The sequence below is a fragment of the Gallaecimonas kandeliae genome (genome assembly GCF_030450055.1).
Lineage (GTDB): Bacteria > Pseudomonadota > Gammaproteobacteria > Enterobacterales > Gallaecimonadaceae > Gallaecimonas > Gallaecimonas kandeliae.
This window is the reverse complement of the sequence record NZ_CP118480.1, coordinates 2482514-2498349: the sequence shown is the minus strand read 5'-3', so window position 1 is coordinate 2498349 and position 15836 is coordinate 2482514. Positions and strand designations below refer to the sequence as shown.

The following is a 15836-nucleotide window of genomic DNA, read 5'->3' as shown; positions in this document are numbered from 1 at the left end:
GGAAAAAAGGCAAAAAAAAGCCCGAGACAATGTCTCGGGCCAAACAACCACATTGAAGGAAGGAATTTGTCCAGGGAAGAACAACGTCGACAATGCCCAAAGGGCAAGAGCCAATCAATCACACTACCAAAACAAGTGTCGGACAGCCTGTGGCACCCAAAGTCCTTGGCGCCGCCATCCGACGCTGCGCATTATGCGGACAGCCCCTGGGCGCCTCAACCGAGAAAAATTGCGTCAATTAATAAGAAAAACTAATGTCAAATGGCTATCCAAGTTTCCGTGCGCGTCAACTTGTTCATTTTTTATTTTTAAAACAATTAAAAATCAAATGGATGCGAGTTGGATTAAAAAACGTGCAACATAAGATAATTCATCCCTACGTGCATAAGCTTGCAGTTTGGGCGTGCCATTAACGGCCGTTTTTCATCGGTGAGGGCAGGTGGGGGCTTCCCGGCCTTTTGATATAGTCCCTGGGCTGCCTTCATCGCACAGGGAATACCATGAAAGGAAAACTGCTCGTCATCGCCATGGCCGCCTTGCTGGGCGCCTGCCAACAGACAGTCCAGGCCCCCAAAGCTGCCTCGGCCCTGGTCTACCCCCAAGCCCATATCGTTGACCAGGTTGATGATTATCACGGTACTCAAGTGGCCGACCCCTACCGCTGGCTAGAATCCGACAGCCCCCAGGTGAGCCAATGGGTGAGCCAGGAAAAGGCCCTGGCCGAGCAGTACCTGGCATCCATACCGGTGCGTGCCGAGTTGGAAAAGCGCATCACGGCCTTGTGGAACTACGAGAAGTTCTCCAGCCCCTTCCGCCGCGGCACCAACCTTTTCTATTTCCGCAATGACGGCCTGCAATCCCAGGACGTGCTCTATGTGCAGGACGGTACCGAAGGCGCGGCCCGGGTGCTGCTGGATCCCAACCGTCTCTCCACAGACGGCACCGTAGCCCTGTCCGGGACCAGCGTCTCCAAGGACGGCAAGCTGCTGGCCTTCGGCACCTCCAAGGCCGGCTCCGACTGGCAGCAATGGCAGTTCCTGGACGTGGCCACCGGCAAGCCCCTGGCCGACAAGCTGGACTGGATCAAGTTCTCCACGGCCCAGTGGGACAAGGACGGCAGGGGCGTCTTCTATGGCCGTTACGACAAGCCCAAGGCCGGTGTGGCCCTGACCGGGGTCAACTTCAACCAGAAGCTCTATTACCACCGTATCGGCACGTCCCAAAGCCAGGACCTGCTCGTCTACCGACGCCCCGACCACAAGGATTGGGGCTTTGGCACCGAGGTCACAGACGACGGCCGCTACCTCATCATCTATGTCTCCAAAGGCACAGACTCCCGTAACCGCATTTTCTACAAGGATCTGAAGGAAGGCGGCAAGGTGGTGGAGCTGCTGCCGAACCTGGAGGCCAGCTACAACTTCATCGGCAACGAAGGTCCCCGTTTTTATTTCGAGACCAACCTGGATGCGCCCAGGGGCAAGGTGATCGCCATCGATATCCGCCGGCCGGCCAAGGCCAACTGGCAGACCTTGATCCCCCAAGGGGAAAACCCCATCGCCAGTGTGGTCCTCTTTGATCACAAGCTGCTGGTTCAAGGCATGAAGGACGCCCTTTCCGAGCTCAAGGTCTACGACCTCAAGGGCACCTACCTGCGGACTGTGGCCCTGCCCGGCAAGGGGACTGTGAGCCAACTCTATGGCCAGGTGGACAGCAAGGAGGCCTTCTTCAGCTTCAACTCCTACATCCAGGCCCCCAGCGTCTACAAGCTGGACCTGGAGCAGAATCAGGTCAGCCTCTATCGCCAGCCGGCCCTGGCCTACAACCCGGACGATTTCGTCTCAGAGCAGGTCTTCTACCGCTCCAAGGACGGCACCCGGGTGCCGATGATGATCTCCTACAAGAAGGGCATCAAGCTGGACGGCGCCAACCCGACGTTGCTCTACGCCTACGGCGGCTTCAACATCTCCCTGACCCCGCGTTTCAGCCCGGCCAACATCGCCTGGATGGAGCGGGGCGGCGTCTATGCCGTGCCCAACCTGCGCGGCGGCGGCGAGTATGGCGAGGCCTGGCACCAGGCGGGGATGAAGGAGAAGAAGCAGAACGTCTTCGACGACTACATCGCGGCCGCCGAGTACCTCATCGAAACCGGCTACACCAGGCCCCAGAAGCTGGGGGCCTATGGCCGCAGCAACGGCGGTCTGCTGATGGGCGCGGCCCTGACCCAAAGGCCGGACTTGTTCGCCGCCGTGCTGCCTGCCGTGGGGGTACTGGACATGCTTCGCTTCCAGAAATTCACCATCGGCTGGGCCTGGACCAGCGAATACGGCAGTTCGGACAACGCCGCCGATTTCCCCTACCTCTATGCCTATTCGCCGCTCCATAACCTCAAGAAGCGGGCCTACCCCGCCACCATGGTGATGACGGCGGATCATGACGACAGGGTGGTGCCCTATCATTCCTTCAAGTTTGCCGCTACCTTGCAGGCCGATCAGCAAGGCCTGGCGCCGGTGATCCTGAGGGTGGAACACAACGCCGGGCACGGTGCCGGCAAGCCCACGGCCATGAAGATCCGCGAGGCTTCCGACATCTTTGCGTTTTTGCTAAAAAACATGGGTGAGACCCGCTAACGTTCAGGGGAGCTTAAGCTCCCCTTTTCCATGATGAGGACCTTATGCAGCACCATTGGCCCATTCGGGTGTATTACGAAGACACGGACGCCGGCGGCATTGTCTACCACGCCAACTACCTGAAGTTCTTCGAAAGGGCCCGCACCGAATGGTTGAGGGAATTTGGCATAGAGCAGGACGGCCTGCTGGCCTTGGACCTGGCCTTTGTGGTCCGCTCTGTTAAGATGGATAACCATTTACCGGCCCGCTTCAATGAGTTGCTGACGGTGGTGAGCACAGTGCCGACGCTCAAGCGCGCCAGCCTGGTGTTCCACCAGCAGCTGCTCAGGGAAGGGGGTCAAATTTTGTGTGAAGCCGAGGTGTTGGTGGCCTGCGTCGATCTTGCCAAGGGCAAGGCCAGGGCCATCCCCGAGGCGGTTTTGGGAGTGCTCAAAGGGTGAACGAAATTTCGTTTTTTGGTCTTTTCTGGCAGGCCAGCCTGCTGGTCAAGTTTGTCATGCTGATCCTGCTGGGCTTTTCCATCTTCTCCTGGACCCTGATCTTCCAGCGCCACAAGGTGCTCAAGCAGGCCAAGGGGCAGGCCGAGAAGTTCGAGGACAGGTTCTGGTCCGGGGTCGACCTCGGCAAGCTCTACCACGAGCTCAATGCCCGCCAGGACCAGCTGGGCGGCATGGAGAAGGTCTTCACCGCCGGCTTCAAGGAATTCGCCCGCCTCTCCAAGAACTCCGGCCGCAGCCCCCAGTCGGTGCTGGACGGCGCCGACCGATCCATGAGGGTGACCCTGAACCGGGAAGTGGAACACCTCGAATCCCACCTCTCCTTCCTGGCCACAGTCGGCTCCATCAGCCCTTATATCGGCCTCTTCGGCACCGTCTGGGGCATCATGAACTCCTTCATCGCCCTGGGTAACGTGCAGCAGGCCACCCTGTCCATGGTCGCCCCCGGCATCGCCGAGGCGCTGATCGCCACCGCCATGGGCCTGTTCGCCGCCATTCCCGCCGTCATGGCCTACAACCGTTTCTCCCACAACGTGGAGAAGCTGGAGCAGGGCTACCTCAACTTCCAGGAAGAGTTCGCCGCCATACTGCACCGCCAGGTGTTCGCCAATGACGGGGGCCAGGCCGCATGACAGCAGCGCCGCGCAAGAGGCGCCGCCCCGTCGCCGAGATCAACGTCGTTCCCTATATCGACGTGATGCTGGTGCTGCTGATCATTTTCATGGTGACGGCACCCCTCATCACCCAAGGGGTCAAGGTCAACCTGCCCAAGCAGTCTTCCCAGCCCCTGCCGCCCGACTCCAAGCCGGCGGCCGTTATCTCCATCACGGCCGATGGCCAGTACTTCCTGCAAGTGGGCTCCAAGAAGGCCGAGCATTATGACGACGTCTCTACCGTCGCCGCCGTGGTCAAGGCCCAGCGTGAGGTGGAACCCGCCACGCCCGTGGTGATCCGCGGCGACGGCGCCGTGCCTTACGCCAAGGTGGTACAGCTGATGGGGACACTGCAAGGGGCCGGTGTCGATGACGTAGGCCTGATGACGGATCCGCCAGAGGAGAAGAAGTAACCATGCGCAAAGAAGGCATGGGACTGCCGCTGGGGCTGTCTATAGCGCTGCATGCGTTGGTGTTGCTGTTCCTGGGTTTGCAGCTGGATTTTTCGGAAAAGCCCGAGATGCCCCAGCCCCAAGGGGAACCCATCACCGCCAAGGCGGTCGACAGCAAGGTGGTGGAAGAGCAGGTCAAACGCATCAAGGCCGAACAGGCCGCCGAGCGCAAGGCCGAAGCCGACCGCCAGCAGCGCCTGGAAAACCAGCGCCTGGCGGAGCAGAAACGCATTGCCGACCTCAAGCGCCAGCGCGCCGCCGAGGAGCAGGCCAAGGTCGAGGCCCAGAAGCAGGCCGAGGAAGCCAAGCGCGTCCAGGCCCAGGAAACCCAGAAGGCCAAGGAACTGGAGCTGGCCCGCCAGAAGAAGCTGGAAGAAAAGCGACAGGCTGACGAAGCGGCCAAGGCCGCCGAAGCCAAACGCCAGAAGGAAGAGGCCGCCGCCAAGGCCGCCGAGGAAAAGCGCCAGAAGGAAGAAGCCGAGCGCAAACGCAAAGCCGAGGAAGCCCGTAAGAAAGCCGAGGCCGAGAAGAAACGCAAGGCCGAGGAAGCGCGCAAGAAGGCAGAAGCCGAGAAGCAGCTGGCCGATCAGATGGCCGCCGAGGCCGCGGCCCGCTCCAAGGCCCGCCAAAAGCAGGTGCTGAGCGAGATAGACAAGTTCCGGGCGCTGATCATCGACGCCATACAGCGCAACTGGGTCGTGGACGACAGCATGCGCGGTAAGGAGGCCAAACTGCAGATCACCCTGGCCCCCAGTGGCCTGGTGCTGGATGTGCGCTTCGTGTCCGGCGACCAGGTCATCTTCGAGTCTGCCCAGCGCGCCGTCTGGAAGGCGGAAACCTTGCCGGTATCCAAGGATCCCGAGGTGTTCGCTCAGATGCGGGTATTGAACATCACCATGAAACCACAATTCTGACGAGGTAGCAGTGCGTATTCTCAGCCTGATCTTTTTAGGCCTCTTGACCCTGAGCCAAAGTGCCCAAGCGGCATTGGATATCGTCATTACCGACGGCCTGGACCAGGCTCGGCCTGTGGCCATAGTGCCCTTCAGCTTTGAAGGGGGCCAGTTGCCCATGCAGCCGGCCCAGGTGATAGGGGACGACCTTCGTAACTCCGGCAAGTTCTCGCCCCTGCCCATCAGCGCCATGCCAGAGCAGCCGAGGAGCAGCGACGACATCCATTTCGGCGCCTGGGCCAGCAAAGGGGTCGAGGCCGTGGTGGTGGGTTCGGTCAAGCCCTATGGTGACGGCAAGTACCTGGTGAGTTTCGACCTGGTCGACGTGCTGCGTGGCCAGGTTACCGGGGGCAACTTCCAACGCCAGGCCGACGGCAGCCTGGTGCGTTCCGACGCCCATATCCTCGAGTCCCGCCAGGCCGTGATCAGCGCCAACCAGTTCCGCCAATATGCCCACCGCATCAGCGATGTGGTCTATGAAAAGCTGACCGGCGAGCGCGGCGCCTTCCTGACCCGTATCGCCTACGTGGTGGTGGATAACGACCCCATCTATCCCTACAAGCTGATGGTGGCGGACTACGACGGTTACAACGAAACCGTAGTGACCAAGGCCAAGGAACCCCTGATGTCACCCAGCTGGTCACCGGACGGTTCCAAGCTGGCTTACGTTTCTTTCCAAAACCACGCTTCCGAGATTTTCATTCAGGATCTCTACAACCAACATCGTGAAAAATTGACGTCCTTTCCGATGATCAACGGCAACCCCGTTTGGTCACCGGACGGTAAGAAAATGGCCTTCGTTTTGTCAAAAGATGGCAACCCTGAAATCTATATCATGGACCTGGCCACCAGGCAGATAACCCGCCTGACGGATCACTATGCCATAGACACGGAACCCTCCTGGTACCCTAATTCCGATGCGCTGGTATTTACCTCGGAGCGGGGTGGTCGTCCCCAGCTTTATCGTGTAGATTTGGCTACTAAAGCTGTGAAACGATTGACATTTGAAGGTGAACAGAACCTGGGGGGCTCGATAAGCCCGGACGGAAAATACCTGATCATGGTCAACCGTACCCAGGGTGAATACCGGATAGCCCGTCAGGATCTTCAGAGCGGTGCGCTGCAGGTCCTGACCAATACAGAATTGGATGAATCGCCTAGCCTGGCCCCCAATGGCAGCATGATTATTTATGCCACGCTCTATCGGGGGCAGAAGGTTTTGGGCCTAGTGTCGGTAGATGGGCGTTTCAAAGCCCGGCTGCCGGCCCGCCAGGGACAGGTGAAGGCTCCGGCCTGGTCACCCTTTTTGTAAAAACAATAATTTTTTGCAGTCTTAGCAACATAAGGACCTGACGATGCAACACAATAAACTTCTGAAAGGGATGCTGTTGGCACTGCCAATCCTGGCCCTGTCAGCCTGTTCCTCCACCTCCCAGACCGAAGCTGCCGGCAAGACCGCCAACCAGCAACAACAACAGGAAGTGGTTACCGGTACCGTTCAGCCCGTGATGAGCGCCGAAGAGCAGCGCCTCCAGCACCAAGAAGAGATGCGCCGCGAGCACATCATCTACTTCGACTTCGACAAGTACGAGATCCGCCCCGAGTTTGCCGAGCTGCTGGAAGCCCACGCCGCTTACCTGCGTGACCACGCCGATGTCAAAGTACTGATCGAAGGCCACGCTGACGAGCGCGGCACCCCCGAGTACAACATCGCCCTGGGCGAGAAGCGTGCCAAAGCCGTCAAGCAGTACCTGCTGGGCCTGGGCGTTCTGGACTCCCAGATCACCCTGGTCTCCTACGGTGAAGAGAAGCCCCTGGATCCGGGCCATACCGAAGAGGCCTTCTCCAAGAACCGCCGCGCGGTACTGGTCTACTAAGTTATGAATAAACCGCTGACAAGTTTCGCCTTGTTGGTCGGCCTGTCCGGCGCCGCTCATGCGGCGCCGGCGCCCGTTGTGGAGGCCGGTGGCGATTTGGAATCCCGGGTTGCCCGCCTGGAAGCCCAACTGGAATCCCGTAACAGGGTACAACTGGAAACCTTGCAAAAGATCAGTGCTTTGCAGGATGACCTGCGCGACCTGCGCGGCATTACCGAGGAACACGAGCACAAGCTCAACCAGCTGCTGGACAGGCAGCGGGAGATCTACAAGGAACTGGCTCGCATGCAGTCGGCACCTGCCGCCGAGCAGCCTGCGCCGACCACGGCCGCGCCAGCCGATACCAGCCCCACCTATTCAAGCAACCTCAGCGAGAATGACGCCTATGACCAGGCAGTGGGATTGGTGCTCAAACAGAAGGACTATGGAAAGGCTACCGAGGCGTTCAAAGCCTTCGTGAAGGATTTTCCCAAGTCTTCCTATATCGACAACGCCTATTATTGGCTGGGTCAGCTCTATTACAGCGACCGCAAACTGGATGATGCCATCCAGTCCTTCACCCAGGTGGTGAACCATTACCCCAACTCCAGCAAGCGTGCCGACGCCATGCTGAAACTGGGCATCATCGCCCAGGATAAAGGGGACAAGGCCGGTGCTTCCGCCTTCTTCAACAAGGTGATCAAGGAGTACCCGGACAGCACTTCCGCCCGCATGGCCAAGGAGCGCCTGGGCAAGCATTAAGCGGCTTGTCGGCTTTTTGCGCAATCGGCGCCTGGCCGTGATTTTCTTCTTGCACGGCCAGTCAATTTCAGTAAGATAGGCGCCCGTCGGGTCGTTAGCTCAGTTGGTAGAGCAGTTGACTTTTAATCAATTGGTCGCAGGTTCGAATCCTGCACGACCCACCAGACACCCTAAAGCCTGCCAGCGCGGGCTTTTTTAATCGCCGATGAGGCGAGCCGGAGTCAGGCTGAAAGTCGGGCTCGGCAACACAGAACAAGATGGGTCGTTAGCTCAGTTGGGTGAGATGCGAGGAATACGCAGCATCGAACGCGAGACAGGACGGCGAGCCGGACAGAACGTCAGGATGACTGGCAGCTCTGGACTGCAATCGAAGAACAAGATGGGTCGTTAGCTCAGTTGGTAGAGCAGTTGACTTTTAATCAATTGGTCGCAGGTTCGAATCCTGCACGACCCACCATCTATTCAAGGGGCTTGGCCCGGCATCCTCGCGGTGCATATCCAAGAGACAATTCGGGTCGTTAGCTCAGTTGGGTGAGATGCGAGGAATACGCAGCATCGAACGCGAGGCAGGACGGCGAGCCGGACAGAACGTCAGGATGACTGGCAGCTCTGGACGGCAAATGAAGAACAAGATGGGTCGTTAGCTCAGTTGGTAGAGCAGTTGACTTTTAATCAATTGGTCGCAGGTTCGAATCCTGCACGACCCACCATTATTCAAGGGGCTTGGCCCGGCATCCTCGCGGTGCATACCCAAGAGACAATTCGGGTCGTTAGCTCAGTTGGGTGAGATGCGAGGAATACGCAGCATCGAACGCGAGGCAGGACGGCGAGCCGGACAGAACGTCAGGATGACTGGCAGCTCTGGACGGCAATTGAAGAACAAGATGGGTCGTTAGCTCAGTTGGTAGAGCAGTTGACTTTTAATCAATTGGTCGCAGGTTCGAATCCTGCACGACCCACCATCATCAAGAAACCCCGCTTTTGCGGGGTTTTTTGTTATGGGCGCCCGGGCGTATAATGCCCCTAGTCAAGCAGTAACGTGGTTTCAAGCTCATGACCCAGATCCCCCAGGTGAACCTGGACTTGCCTTTCCCGCCCAAGCCAAAGCCCTTGAGCGACGAACAGAAAGCCGATTACAAGGCCCGTATCAAGGCCCTGCTCAAGGCCCGAGATGCCGTGCTGGTGGCCCATTACTATACGGATCCGGAGATCCAGGCCCTGGCCGAAGAAACCGGCGGCTGCGTCTCCGACTCCCTGGAGATGGCCCGTTTCGGCAAGACGCATCCGGCCAAGACGTTGATCGTCGCCGGGGTCAAGTTCATGGGGGAGACGGCCAAGATCCTGAGCCCAGAGAAAAGGGTGCTGATGCCGACCTTGGAAGCCACCTGCTCCCTGGATCTGGGCTGCCCGGCCGAGGAGTTCAGCGCCTTCTGTGACGCCCATCCCGACCATACCGTCGTCGTCTACGCCAACACCTCTGCGGCCGTCAAGGCCAGGGCCGACTGGGTCGTCACCTCTTCCATCGCCCTCGAGATAGTGGAGCACCTGGACAGCCTCGGTAAGCCCATCATCTGGGCGCCCGACCGCCACCTGGGCGGCTATATCAATAAGCAGACCGGCGCCGACATGCTGCTCTGGCAAAGTGCCTGTATCGTCCATGACGAGTTCAAGACCCGCGCCCTGACAGACATGAAGGCCCTCTATCCCGATGCCGCCGTGCTGGTGCACCCGGAATCGCCGGCCAGCATAGTGGAGATGGCCGATGCCGTCGGCTCCACCAGCCAGCTGATCAAGGCGGCCCAGACCCTGCCCAACAAGCGCCTGATCGTCGCCACCGACCGCGGCATCTTCTACAAGATGCAGCAGCTCTGCCCCGACAAGGAGTTTATCGAGGCGCCGACGGCCGGGGAGGGCGCCACCTGCCGCTCCTGTGCCCACTGCCCCTGGATGGCCATGAACGGCCTGCAGGCCATCTACGAATCCCTGACGGCGGAAAACCTGGGCCCCCATGAAGTGCATGTGGATCCGAGCCTTGCCGAGAAGGCCATGGTGCCGCTGAACCGGATGCTGGATTTCGCCGAAGAGCTCAAGCTCAAGGTGAAAGGCAACGCCTGAAAAAACGCCGCCTCAGGGCGGCGTTTTGCCATCTGCTCAAAACCTCGCCGAACGCACTGAATGAATTGAAAAAGCGGTTGACCGCTTCCGACCTTGCCCCTAATATAGCGCCCCGTTGCAGCGCTAAACGCAGAGCGAAAGCGGTGTAACCACAATATGGTGAGGTGTCCGAGTGGCTGAAGGAGCACGCCTGGAAAGTGTGTATACGGCAACGTATCGGGGGTTCGAATCCCCCTCTCACCGCCATACCAAAAGCAAAAAGCCCGTCCTCAGGACGGGCTTTTTGCTTTTGGCGTGTCGGAGACGGGGGACTCGATTCGAATCCCAGGGTTCGACCGGTTGCAGGAGCAACCGGGACCGCCGTAGGCGCCCGCAGGGCAAAGAACAGGAAGTGCTTTGGTCCATCCCCTCTCACGTCCTATATGTGGTTCCGGCTGGGATTTCATCTTGCTCTGCAAGATGCCGAATCCTCCGGCCAGGGCGGCATTGATGCCGCCCGCTTCGCCCGGTGCAAAGCGGTGCTTTGCCCACTTGCCGGACTGCGCCTGCACCGCCATATCAGCCCGGTCTTTGACCGGGCTTTTTCGTCTATGCGGTTCTGTATTGCCCTGCAAAAGGGGCTCTTGCCTCTCCATTGCCAGACAAAAGGCCGCGCCTCGTGGCGGGTTTCATGGGCCAAATCCGTACTTCCCATTGTTCCCCCTCGTTTTAACAAGCCTTACTTCGAATGAATGCCAGCATGCGGCCACTCCATAAGAACCCTGACAACAAGATGCTCGCCATCCTTGACCGGATCGCCCTCTTCGAAACCCTGACCCAGGAAGAGAAGCTCTCCCTCACGAGGCAGGGATCTGCCTTTTTCCACGCCGCCAAGGGGGCTTCCCTGCTCGACAAGGACAGCGTCCATTGTGCCCTCTACATACTGCTGGCCGGACGGGTGCGCATCAGCAGCAAAGGCGACGAGCAGGGGCCTGCCACCCATGGGCCTGGCGATTTCGTCGGTGAGCAGGCGTTGTTTTTCGGCGACGACTGCAGTTACCAGGCCCATGCCGTGGAGGACTGCATACTGCTCTGCATCGACCAGCGCCTCATCCTCAACCTGCACTGGCGGACCAAGGACAAGATCAAGGACCAGCTGATCCTGGCGTTGATGCGCAAGGTAGCGGCCATCGGCTGCAACAAGGAGGCGTTGCTGGCCGAGCTTGCCGAGGAAAGGGAGAAGGTGGTGCGCCTGCAACAGGACTTGCTGTCTATCCTGCAGCAATATCCTCATATCCGCAGGCGCATCCAGGAGGGGGAGATAGCGGTCAGCTACTGTATCCAGCTGGCCTGAGTAGCCAGTTCCCTACTGGCCTTCCAGTTTCAGCAGCGCCTCCTTGCGCCAGAGGCCGCCGTCGTAGCCAGTGAGGCTGCCGTTGGCGCCTATCACCCTGTGGCAGGGGATGATGATGGAGAGCGGATTGCGGCCGTTGGCGCCGCCGAGGGCGCGCACCGCCTTGGGCTTGCCGAGGGCGCTGGCCAGCTGGCCGTAGCTGCGGGTCTCCCCGAAGGGAATGGCCTGCAGTTGTTGCCAGACGGACTGCTGGAAGGCCGTGCCTTTTGGCGCCAGCGGCAGCTCGAAGCCCCGGCGCTTACCGGCGAAAAACTCCCCCAGCTGCCTGGCCGCCTCCAGCAGTACCGGCTCCTGGCGGCCGTCTTGCCAGTGGCTGTTGCCCGGAAAGTGCTTCTGGTCGTCGAACCAGGCACCGATCAGGGCCCCGTTCTCGGCGACCAGGTGCAGCAGGCCAAGGGAGGTCTCGAGGGGCAGGGCAACTGTCATGGCTTTCTCCTTAGTCGCATTCATAAGGTGCTCCATAGATGCAAGGTGGCATAGGCCCGCCAAGGGCTGTAAGGGGCCATGGCGCCTGCCAGGGCCTTGGGATCGGCAAGGCCTGTCGCCACCTTGAGGCCGTGGTCGCCATAGGGCCAGGCGTCGGGCCAGTGCAGCGCCCGCATGGCGATATAGCTGGCCGTCCAGGGGCCAATGCCGGGCAGCGCTTCCAGTGCCTTGATGGTGGGCTCTGGCTCTGCCGCCGGGCCAAGTTCCAGGCCCTCAATCATGGCCGCCGCCAAGGCGCAGATGGCCTTGCCGCGGCTGCGGATCACCCCCAGTTCCCCCAGTTTGTCCTGGCCGAGGGCCAGCAATGCCTCGGCGTCGGGAAAGTAGTGGCTGAGCCCGGCCGGGGCATCCTGGCAAGGCTCGCCTTGGGCGGCGAGCCGGCCAGCCAAGGTGCGGGCTGCCGCGACAGTCACCTGTTGGCCGAGGATGGCCCTGACGGCCATCTCCAGGCCGTCGAAGGCGCCGGGGACCCGCAGGCCGGGGTTGGCTGCTGCCAGCCCGCCGAGAGCCCCTTTGATCTCGGTCGGATCGGCATCCAGGTCAAAGAGGTGGCGCAGGCCGGCCAGCACGGGAGGTACGGCCATCAGCAGCGAGTCCGAAAGCGTCACGATCAGCTCGGGGCGCTCGGCGTGCTTTTGCATCTTGAGCCAGCCCTTGTGCCATTGGCCCTGGTAGCTAAGCCGCACTGTGCGGCTGTAGCTCTCGCCCCCGATAAGCTCCACCCCTTCGATGGCGCGGCCGGCCAGGAAAGCCAGCATGTCGTGCCAGGCAAAAGGCGGCCTAAAACCGAGGTGAAAGCGGGCTTCGCCTTTCGGGGCCTGGGCCCGCAGTCGGCTTGGGCTGAGGCCATAACGTTCGGCAAAGAGGCTGTTCATGCGCCGAAGGGAGCCGAAACCGGACGCCATGGCGACCTGGGTCACGGGCAGCTGGGTACTGGAGAGCAGTTTCTTGGCGAGCAGCAGCCGCTGGGTCTGGGCGTAGGCGACGGGGCTGATGCCGAAGGTCTCGTGAAAGGTCCTGCGCAGGTGCCTGTCGGTGACGCCGAGCCGTTCGGCCAGCGCCTCGAGACTCGTAAAATCGCCGCTCTTGATGAGCTGTTCGGCTTTTTGGGCAAGGCGTTCTTTGCCGTCGCTCCACGCAAGGCCGGGGGCCCGTTCGGGCCGGCATTTCATGCAGGGCCGAAAGCCTGCGGCCTCGGCGGCGGCGGCGTTGGAGAAGAAACGGCAGTTGTCGGCAAGGGGCTTGCGGGCAGGGCAGACGGGGCGGCAGTAGATGCCGGTGCTTAGGACGCCGGCAAAGAAGCGGCCGTCGAAGCGGGCATCGCGGCTGACAAGGGCCTGGTAGCAGGCGGCATCGTCAAGTTTCATCTGTCACTCCCCAAGGATCTTGAGGAGATCATAGCGAGCCAAGGCGGGCTTGGCTCGCCATTTTCGGACCTGGTCTTGCAGCTTTTAGCGGCCGAGGACGTCCTTGAGGGCGGCAAGGCAGAGGGCGATGTTTTCGCGCCTGGCGCCATAGCCCATCAAGCCGATACGCCAGGCCTTGCCGGCGAGATCGCCAAGGCCGGCCCCTATCTCGAGGTTGTAGTCGTTGAGGAGGGCGGCGCGGACGGCGCCGTCGTCGACACCAGCGGGGATATGGATGGTATTGAGCTGGGGTAGCCGCTCTTCCTTCGGCACGACAAACTCAAGGCCGATCGCCTCGAGGCCCTCGGCCAGCCGTTCGTGCATGGCCCAGTGGCGGGCCCAGCTCGCTTCCAATCCTTCGTGATGGAGCTGCAGCAGTGCCTCATGGAGCCCGTAGAGGGCGTTGACGGGAGCCGTGTGGTGGTAGCTGCGCTTGCCGTCCCCCTGCCAGTAACCCATGACGAGGCTCTGGTCGAGGAACCAGCTTTGGACTGGGCTCTTGCGGCTCTTGAGTTTCTCGACGGCCCTCGGGCCGAAGCTGACGGGGGAAAGGCCAGGGACGCACGAAAGGCACTTCTGGCTCCCCGAATAAATGGCGTCTATGCCCCACTCGTCGACCTTGACGGGGACGCCGCCGAGGCTAGTGACGGCGTCCACTATCGTCAGCAGCCCTGCCTCCTCGGCCATGGCGCAGAGGGCGGCCGCGTCGGTGAGGGCCCCTGTCGACGTTTCGGCGTGGACGAAGGCGAGGACTTTCGCGTCCGGGTGGGCCTTGATGGCCTCCTGGACCTTGCCTGGCTCCACGGCCCGACCCCAGGGACTGTCGACGACGACGGCTTCTGCCCCTATGCGCTTGACGTTCTCGAGCATGCGGGCGCCAAAGACGCCGTTGCGGCAGACGATGACCTTCTCGCCGGGTTCCACGAGGTTGACGAAGCAGGCTTCCATGCCGGCGCTGCCGGGGGCCGAGAGGGCCAACGTCATGGGGTTGGTTGTCTGGAAGGCGTATTGGAGCAAGGCCTTGAGCTCATCCATCATGCCGACGAAGAGGGGGTCGAGGTGGCCTATGGTCGGGCGGGCCTGGGCGGCCAGTACCTGGGGATAGACGTCGGAGGGGCCTGGCCCCATCAGGATGCGGCGGGGCGGGTTGAAGGACTGGAATGGCATAACGCTCTGCTCTTGTCGGACTTTGCCTTATGTTGTGGCGAAAGTCCGACCAGTGCAACAACCCCGGCGACGAGCGGTGCCAGGGAGCCTTTAAAAGGGCAGGGGGGCCACGAGGCGCAGCTTTTCCCCTGTCTTGGGGTGAAGGATCTGCAACCAGTGGGCATGGAGCATCAGCCGGTCGGCCGCCGCCAAGGCCTCGCCCTCGGCATAGAAGCGGTCGCCGAGGATGGGGCAGCCGAGGGCCTGCATGTGGACCCGCAGCTGGTGGGAGCGGCCCGTGACGGGAGTCATCTCCACCCGGCTATGGTCTCCCAGCCTTTCGGTGACCTTGTAGTGGGTAAGGGCCCGCTTACCCAGCTCGAAAGAGACCATCTGCTTGGGCCTGCTCGGCCAGTCGCAGATGAGCGGCAGATCCACCTGGCCCGAGCTTGGCTCCGGGCAGCCCCAGATCAGGGCCTGGTAGCCCTTGTGGGTCTGGCGGTCCTGGAATTGGGTCTTGAGGTGGCGCTCGGCCGCCTTCGTCAGGGCCAGTACCAGCACCCCTGAGGTGTCCATATCCAGCCGGTGCACCGCTTCGGCGCCGGGATGGCGTTCCCTGACCCTGCTCACGACAGAGTCCCGGTGGGCCGGATCTCGGCCCGGCACCGAGAGCAGGCCGGACGGCTTGTTGACGACCAGCATGTCGGCATCTTCGAAAAGGATGTCGAGCCAGGGATCGGTTGGGGGCTGGTAGATAAGGGGCTGCATGATGTCTCCGAGATTCCGGCGACACCTTAGCACATCAGGGCTTGGGCTTGGAGAACTGCAACCAGTAGCTGACGACCCGCTGCTGGTACTGTTTCTTGTACTCGTCCGTCTTCGAGTGATAGCGGCCGACCGCCTCCCAGATATCGCCCCCCGTCTCGTCGAGGTGCTCCCTTAAGAGGCGGGCCGCCACATGGACATTGATGCAGGTGTTGTAGGCCAAGGTCTTCAAGCTGAGGTCGGGGTAGTACTGCTGCATCTCGGGCAGGTGGATGGAGTTGATCTGGGCGACGCCGAGATCCAGGGTGCCGTTGCTGTTGAGGTTCATGCTGCCCTTCTTGCCTCCCTCGGCTTTGATGATGGCCCACAACAAGGAGCTGGCCAGCTTGAAGTCGAGAGCCGCCTTGGCGACACAGAGCCGAAGTTCCTGTTTGGGCACAGCTGTGGGGGGTGGCAGATCCATGGGCAGGCAAGCTGGGTGATTTTGTTAAAAAGTGTAGCCGTCTCAAGTGGCTTTGCTGCATTTATGGGCAATCGGCCTGTCCTTCCTTGCGGCCCCCTGCCTGCTTATGGATAATGGCGCTCGGCGACCTCTCCGGTCCCCTCGCAACGATACCCTGTGAACCTGGTCAGGTCCGGAAGGAAGCAGCCACAGCAGGTGACTCGTGTGCCGGGGTGCGGCTGGAGAGGGAGCCACCTCCTTGCTCTCTCTTCTCCCCTCGCGT

General features: G+C 61.0%; 16 protein-coding genes, 5 tRNA genes and 1 other RNA gene. 17 read left to right on the top strand and 5 right to left on the bottom strand.

All coding sequences use genetic code 11. The features are described from left to right. Positions 1-500 precede the first annotated feature (500 nt). The 16 genes from PVT67_RS12435 to PVT67_RS12360 all read left to right on the top strand — a co-directional run bounded on the left by PVT67_RS12435 (position 501) and on the right by PVT67_RS12360 (position 11248). Entirely contained in the window at positions 501-2627 is a 2127-nt protein-coding gene (locus PVT67_RS12435; protein WP_336407742.1) for a prolyl oligopeptidase family serine peptidase, read from the top strand. Positions 2628-2671: 44 nt separating this feature from the next. Further along, on the top strand, positions 2672-3067 hold the full coding sequence (ybgC, locus tag PVT67_RS12430) for a tol-pal system-associated acyl-CoA thioesterase (RefSeq protein WP_301493927.1): 396 nt from the start codon (positions 2672-2674) through the stop codon (positions 3065-3067). Next, positions 3064-3756, top strand: a complete 693-nt coding sequence (gene tolQ / locus PVT67_RS12425) for a protein TolQ (protein WP_336407741.1) — start codon at positions 3064-3066, stop codon at positions 3754-3756. Before ybgC ends, tolQ begins: the two co-directional genes overlap by 4 nt. Then, positions 3753-4190, top strand: a complete 438-nt coding sequence (gene tolR / locus PVT67_RS12420) for a protein TolR (protein WP_301493926.1) — start codon at positions 3753-3755, stop codon at positions 4188-4190. The genes tolQ and tolR overlap by 4 nt, the downstream gene beginning before the upstream one ends. A gap of 2 nt (positions 4191-4192) precedes the next feature. Then, positions 4193-5143, top strand: coding sequence for a cell envelope integrity protein TolA (tolA, locus tag PVT67_RS12415; RefSeq protein ID WP_301493925.1), 951 nt, complete (start codon positions 4193-4195; stop codon positions 5141-5143). Between the two features lie 10 nt (positions 5144-5153). Then, positions 5154-6494 carry a Tol-Pal system beta propeller repeat protein TolB gene (gene tolB, locus PVT67_RS12410; protein WP_336407740.1) on the top strand — a complete coding sequence of 447 codons (1341 nt, stop codon included), beginning with the start codon at positions 5154-5156 and terminating at the stop codon, positions 6492-6494. A gap of 43 nt (positions 6495-6537) precedes the next feature. Then, a complete protein-coding gene (pal, locus tag PVT67_RS12405) occupies positions 6538-7059 on the top strand; it encodes a peptidoglycan-associated lipoprotein Pal (RefSeq protein ID WP_301493924.1) in 522 nt (173 codons plus the stop codon). Between the two features lie 3 nt (positions 7060-7062). Continuing rightward, positions 7063-7800 (top strand): tol-pal system protein YbgF, encoded by a 738-nt coding sequence (ybgF, locus tag PVT67_RS12400; RefSeq protein WP_301493923.1) that lies wholly within the window; start codon positions 7063-7065, stop codon positions 7798-7800. Between the two features lie 88 nt (positions 7801-7888). Then, positions 7889-7964: transfer RNA gene (locus tag PVT67_RS12395), tRNA-Lys, on the top strand. A gap of 217 nt (positions 7965-8181) precedes the next feature. After that, a tRNA-Lys gene (locus PVT67_RS12390) sits at positions 8182-8257 on the top strand. A gap of 177 nt (positions 8258-8434) precedes the next feature. Beyond that, a tRNA-Lys gene (locus PVT67_RS12385) sits at positions 8435-8510 on the top strand. A 176-nt stretch (positions 8511-8686) separates the two neighbouring features. After that, positions 8687-8762: transfer RNA gene (locus PVT67_RS12380), tRNA-Lys, on the top strand. A 91-nt stretch (positions 8763-8853) separates the two neighbouring features. Then, positions 8854-9915: a quinolinate synthase NadA gene (gene nadA / locus PVT67_RS12375; protein WP_301493922.1), complete on the top strand. Its 1062-nt coding sequence runs from the start codon at positions 8854-8856 to the stop codon at positions 9913-9915. A 158-nt stretch (positions 9916-10073) separates the two neighbouring features. After that, a tRNA-Ser gene (locus PVT67_RS12370) sits at positions 10074-10161 on the top strand. 176 nt (positions 10162-10337) lie between these two features. Then, positions 10338-10646, top strand: a complete 309-nt coding sequence (locus tag PVT67_RS12365; protein WP_301493921.1) for a hypothetical protein — start codon at positions 10338-10340, stop codon at positions 10644-10646. Between the two features lie 41 nt (positions 10647-10687). Continuing rightward, positions 10688-11248, top strand: a complete 561-nt coding sequence (locus tag PVT67_RS12360; protein ID WP_301493920.1) for a cyclic nucleotide-binding domain-containing protein — start codon at positions 10688-10690, stop codon at positions 11246-11248. A 12-nt stretch (positions 11249-11260) separates the two neighbouring features. Here PVT67_RS12360 and PVT67_RS12355 read toward each other — a convergent pair whose 3' ends face one another. From PVT67_RS12355 to PVT67_RS12335, 5 genes are all read right to left on the bottom strand, one after another. Further along, a complete protein-coding gene (locus PVT67_RS12355; RefSeq protein ID WP_301493919.1) occupies positions 11261-11734 on the bottom strand; it encodes a methylated-DNA--[protein]-cysteine S-methyltransferase in 474 nt (157 codons plus the stop codon). A 20-nt stretch (positions 11735-11754) separates the two neighbouring features. Continuing rightward, a complete protein-coding gene (locus PVT67_RS12350) occupies positions 11755-13161 on the bottom strand; it encodes an AlkA N-terminal domain-containing protein (RefSeq protein WP_301493918.1) in 1407 nt (468 codons plus the stop codon). An 84-nt stretch (positions 13162-13245) separates the two neighbouring features. Then, positions 13246-14367 (bottom strand): pyridoxal-phosphate-dependent aminotransferase family protein, encoded by a 1122-nt coding sequence (locus PVT67_RS12345; RefSeq protein WP_301493917.1) that lies wholly within the window; start codon positions 14365-14367, stop codon positions 13246-13248. Between the two features lie 90 nt (positions 14368-14457). Then, positions 14458-15114 (bottom strand): bifunctional tRNA pseudouridine(32) synthase/23S rRNA pseudouridine(746) synthase RluA, encoded by a 657-nt coding sequence (gene rluA / locus PVT67_RS12340; RefSeq protein WP_301493916.1) that lies wholly within the window; start codon positions 15112-15114, stop codon positions 14458-14460. A 34-nt stretch (positions 15115-15148) separates the two neighbouring features. Next, a complete protein-coding gene (locus PVT67_RS12335) occupies positions 15149-15574 on the bottom strand; it encodes a lytic transglycosylase domain-containing protein (RefSeq protein ID WP_301493915.1) in 426 nt (141 codons plus the stop codon). A 130-nt stretch (positions 15575-15704) separates the two neighbouring features. Here PVT67_RS12335 and ffs point away from each other — a divergent pair. After that, an RNA gene (gene ffs / locus PVT67_RS12330) (signal recognition particle sRNA small type) lies at positions 15705-15801 on the top strand. The last annotated feature ends 35 nt before the right edge of the window (positions 15802-15836 follow it).

Bases quoted from the DNA above. Each gene is read 5' to 3' on its own strand.
- PVT67_RS12345 (WP_301493917.1), bottom strand. From the start codon at position 14,367: ATGCCATTCCAGTCCTTCAACCCGCCCCGCCGCATCCTGATGGGGCCA.
- tolR (WP_301493926.1), top strand. From the start codon at position 3,753: ATGACAGCAGCGCCGCGCAAGAGGCGCCGCCCCGTCGCCGAGATCAAC.
- PVT67_RS12435 (WP_336407742.1), top strand. From the start codon at position 501: ATGAAAGGAAAACTGCTCGTCATCGCCATGGCCGCCTTGCTGGGCGCC.
- rluA (WP_301493916.1), bottom strand. From the start codon at position 15,114: ATGCAGCCCCTTATCTACCAGCCCCCAACCGATCCCTGGCTCGACATC.
- pal (WP_301493924.1), top strand. From the start codon at position 6,538: ATGCAACACAATAAACTTCTGAAAGGGATGCTGTTGGCACTGCCAATC.
- nadA (WP_301493922.1), top strand. From the start codon at position 8,854: ATGACCCAGATCCCCCAGGTGAACCTGGACTTGCCTTTCCCGCCCAAG.
- PVT67_RS12350 (WP_301493918.1), bottom strand. From the start codon at position 13,161: ATGAAACTTGACGATGCCGCCTGCTACCAGGCCCTTGTCAGCCGCGAT.
- PVT67_RS12355 (WP_301493919.1), bottom strand. From the start codon at position 11,734: ATGACAGTTGCCCTGCCCCTCGAGACCTCCCTTGGCCTGCTGCACCTG.
- PVT67_RS12335 (WP_301493915.1), bottom strand. From the start codon at position 15,574: ATGGATCTGCCACCCCCCACAGCTGTGCCCAAACAGGAACTTCGGCTC.
- ybgF (WP_301493923.1), top strand. From the start codon at position 7,063: ATGAATAAACCGCTGACAAGTTTCGCCTTGTTGGTCGGCCTGTCCGGC.
- tolA (WP_301493925.1), top strand. From the start codon at position 4,193: ATGCGCAAAGAAGGCATGGGACTGCCGCTGGGGCTGTCTATAGCGCTG.
- ybgC (WP_301493927.1), top strand. From the start codon at position 2,672: ATGCAGCACCATTGGCCCATTCGGGTGTATTACGAAGACACGGACGCC.
- PVT67_RS12365 (WP_301493921.1), top strand. From the start codon at position 10,338: ATGTGGTTCCGGCTGGGATTTCATCTTGCTCTGCAAGATGCCGAATCC.
- PVT67_RS12360 (WP_301493920.1), top strand. From the start codon at position 10,688: ATGCTCGCCATCCTTGACCGGATCGCCCTCTTCGAAACCCTGACCCAG.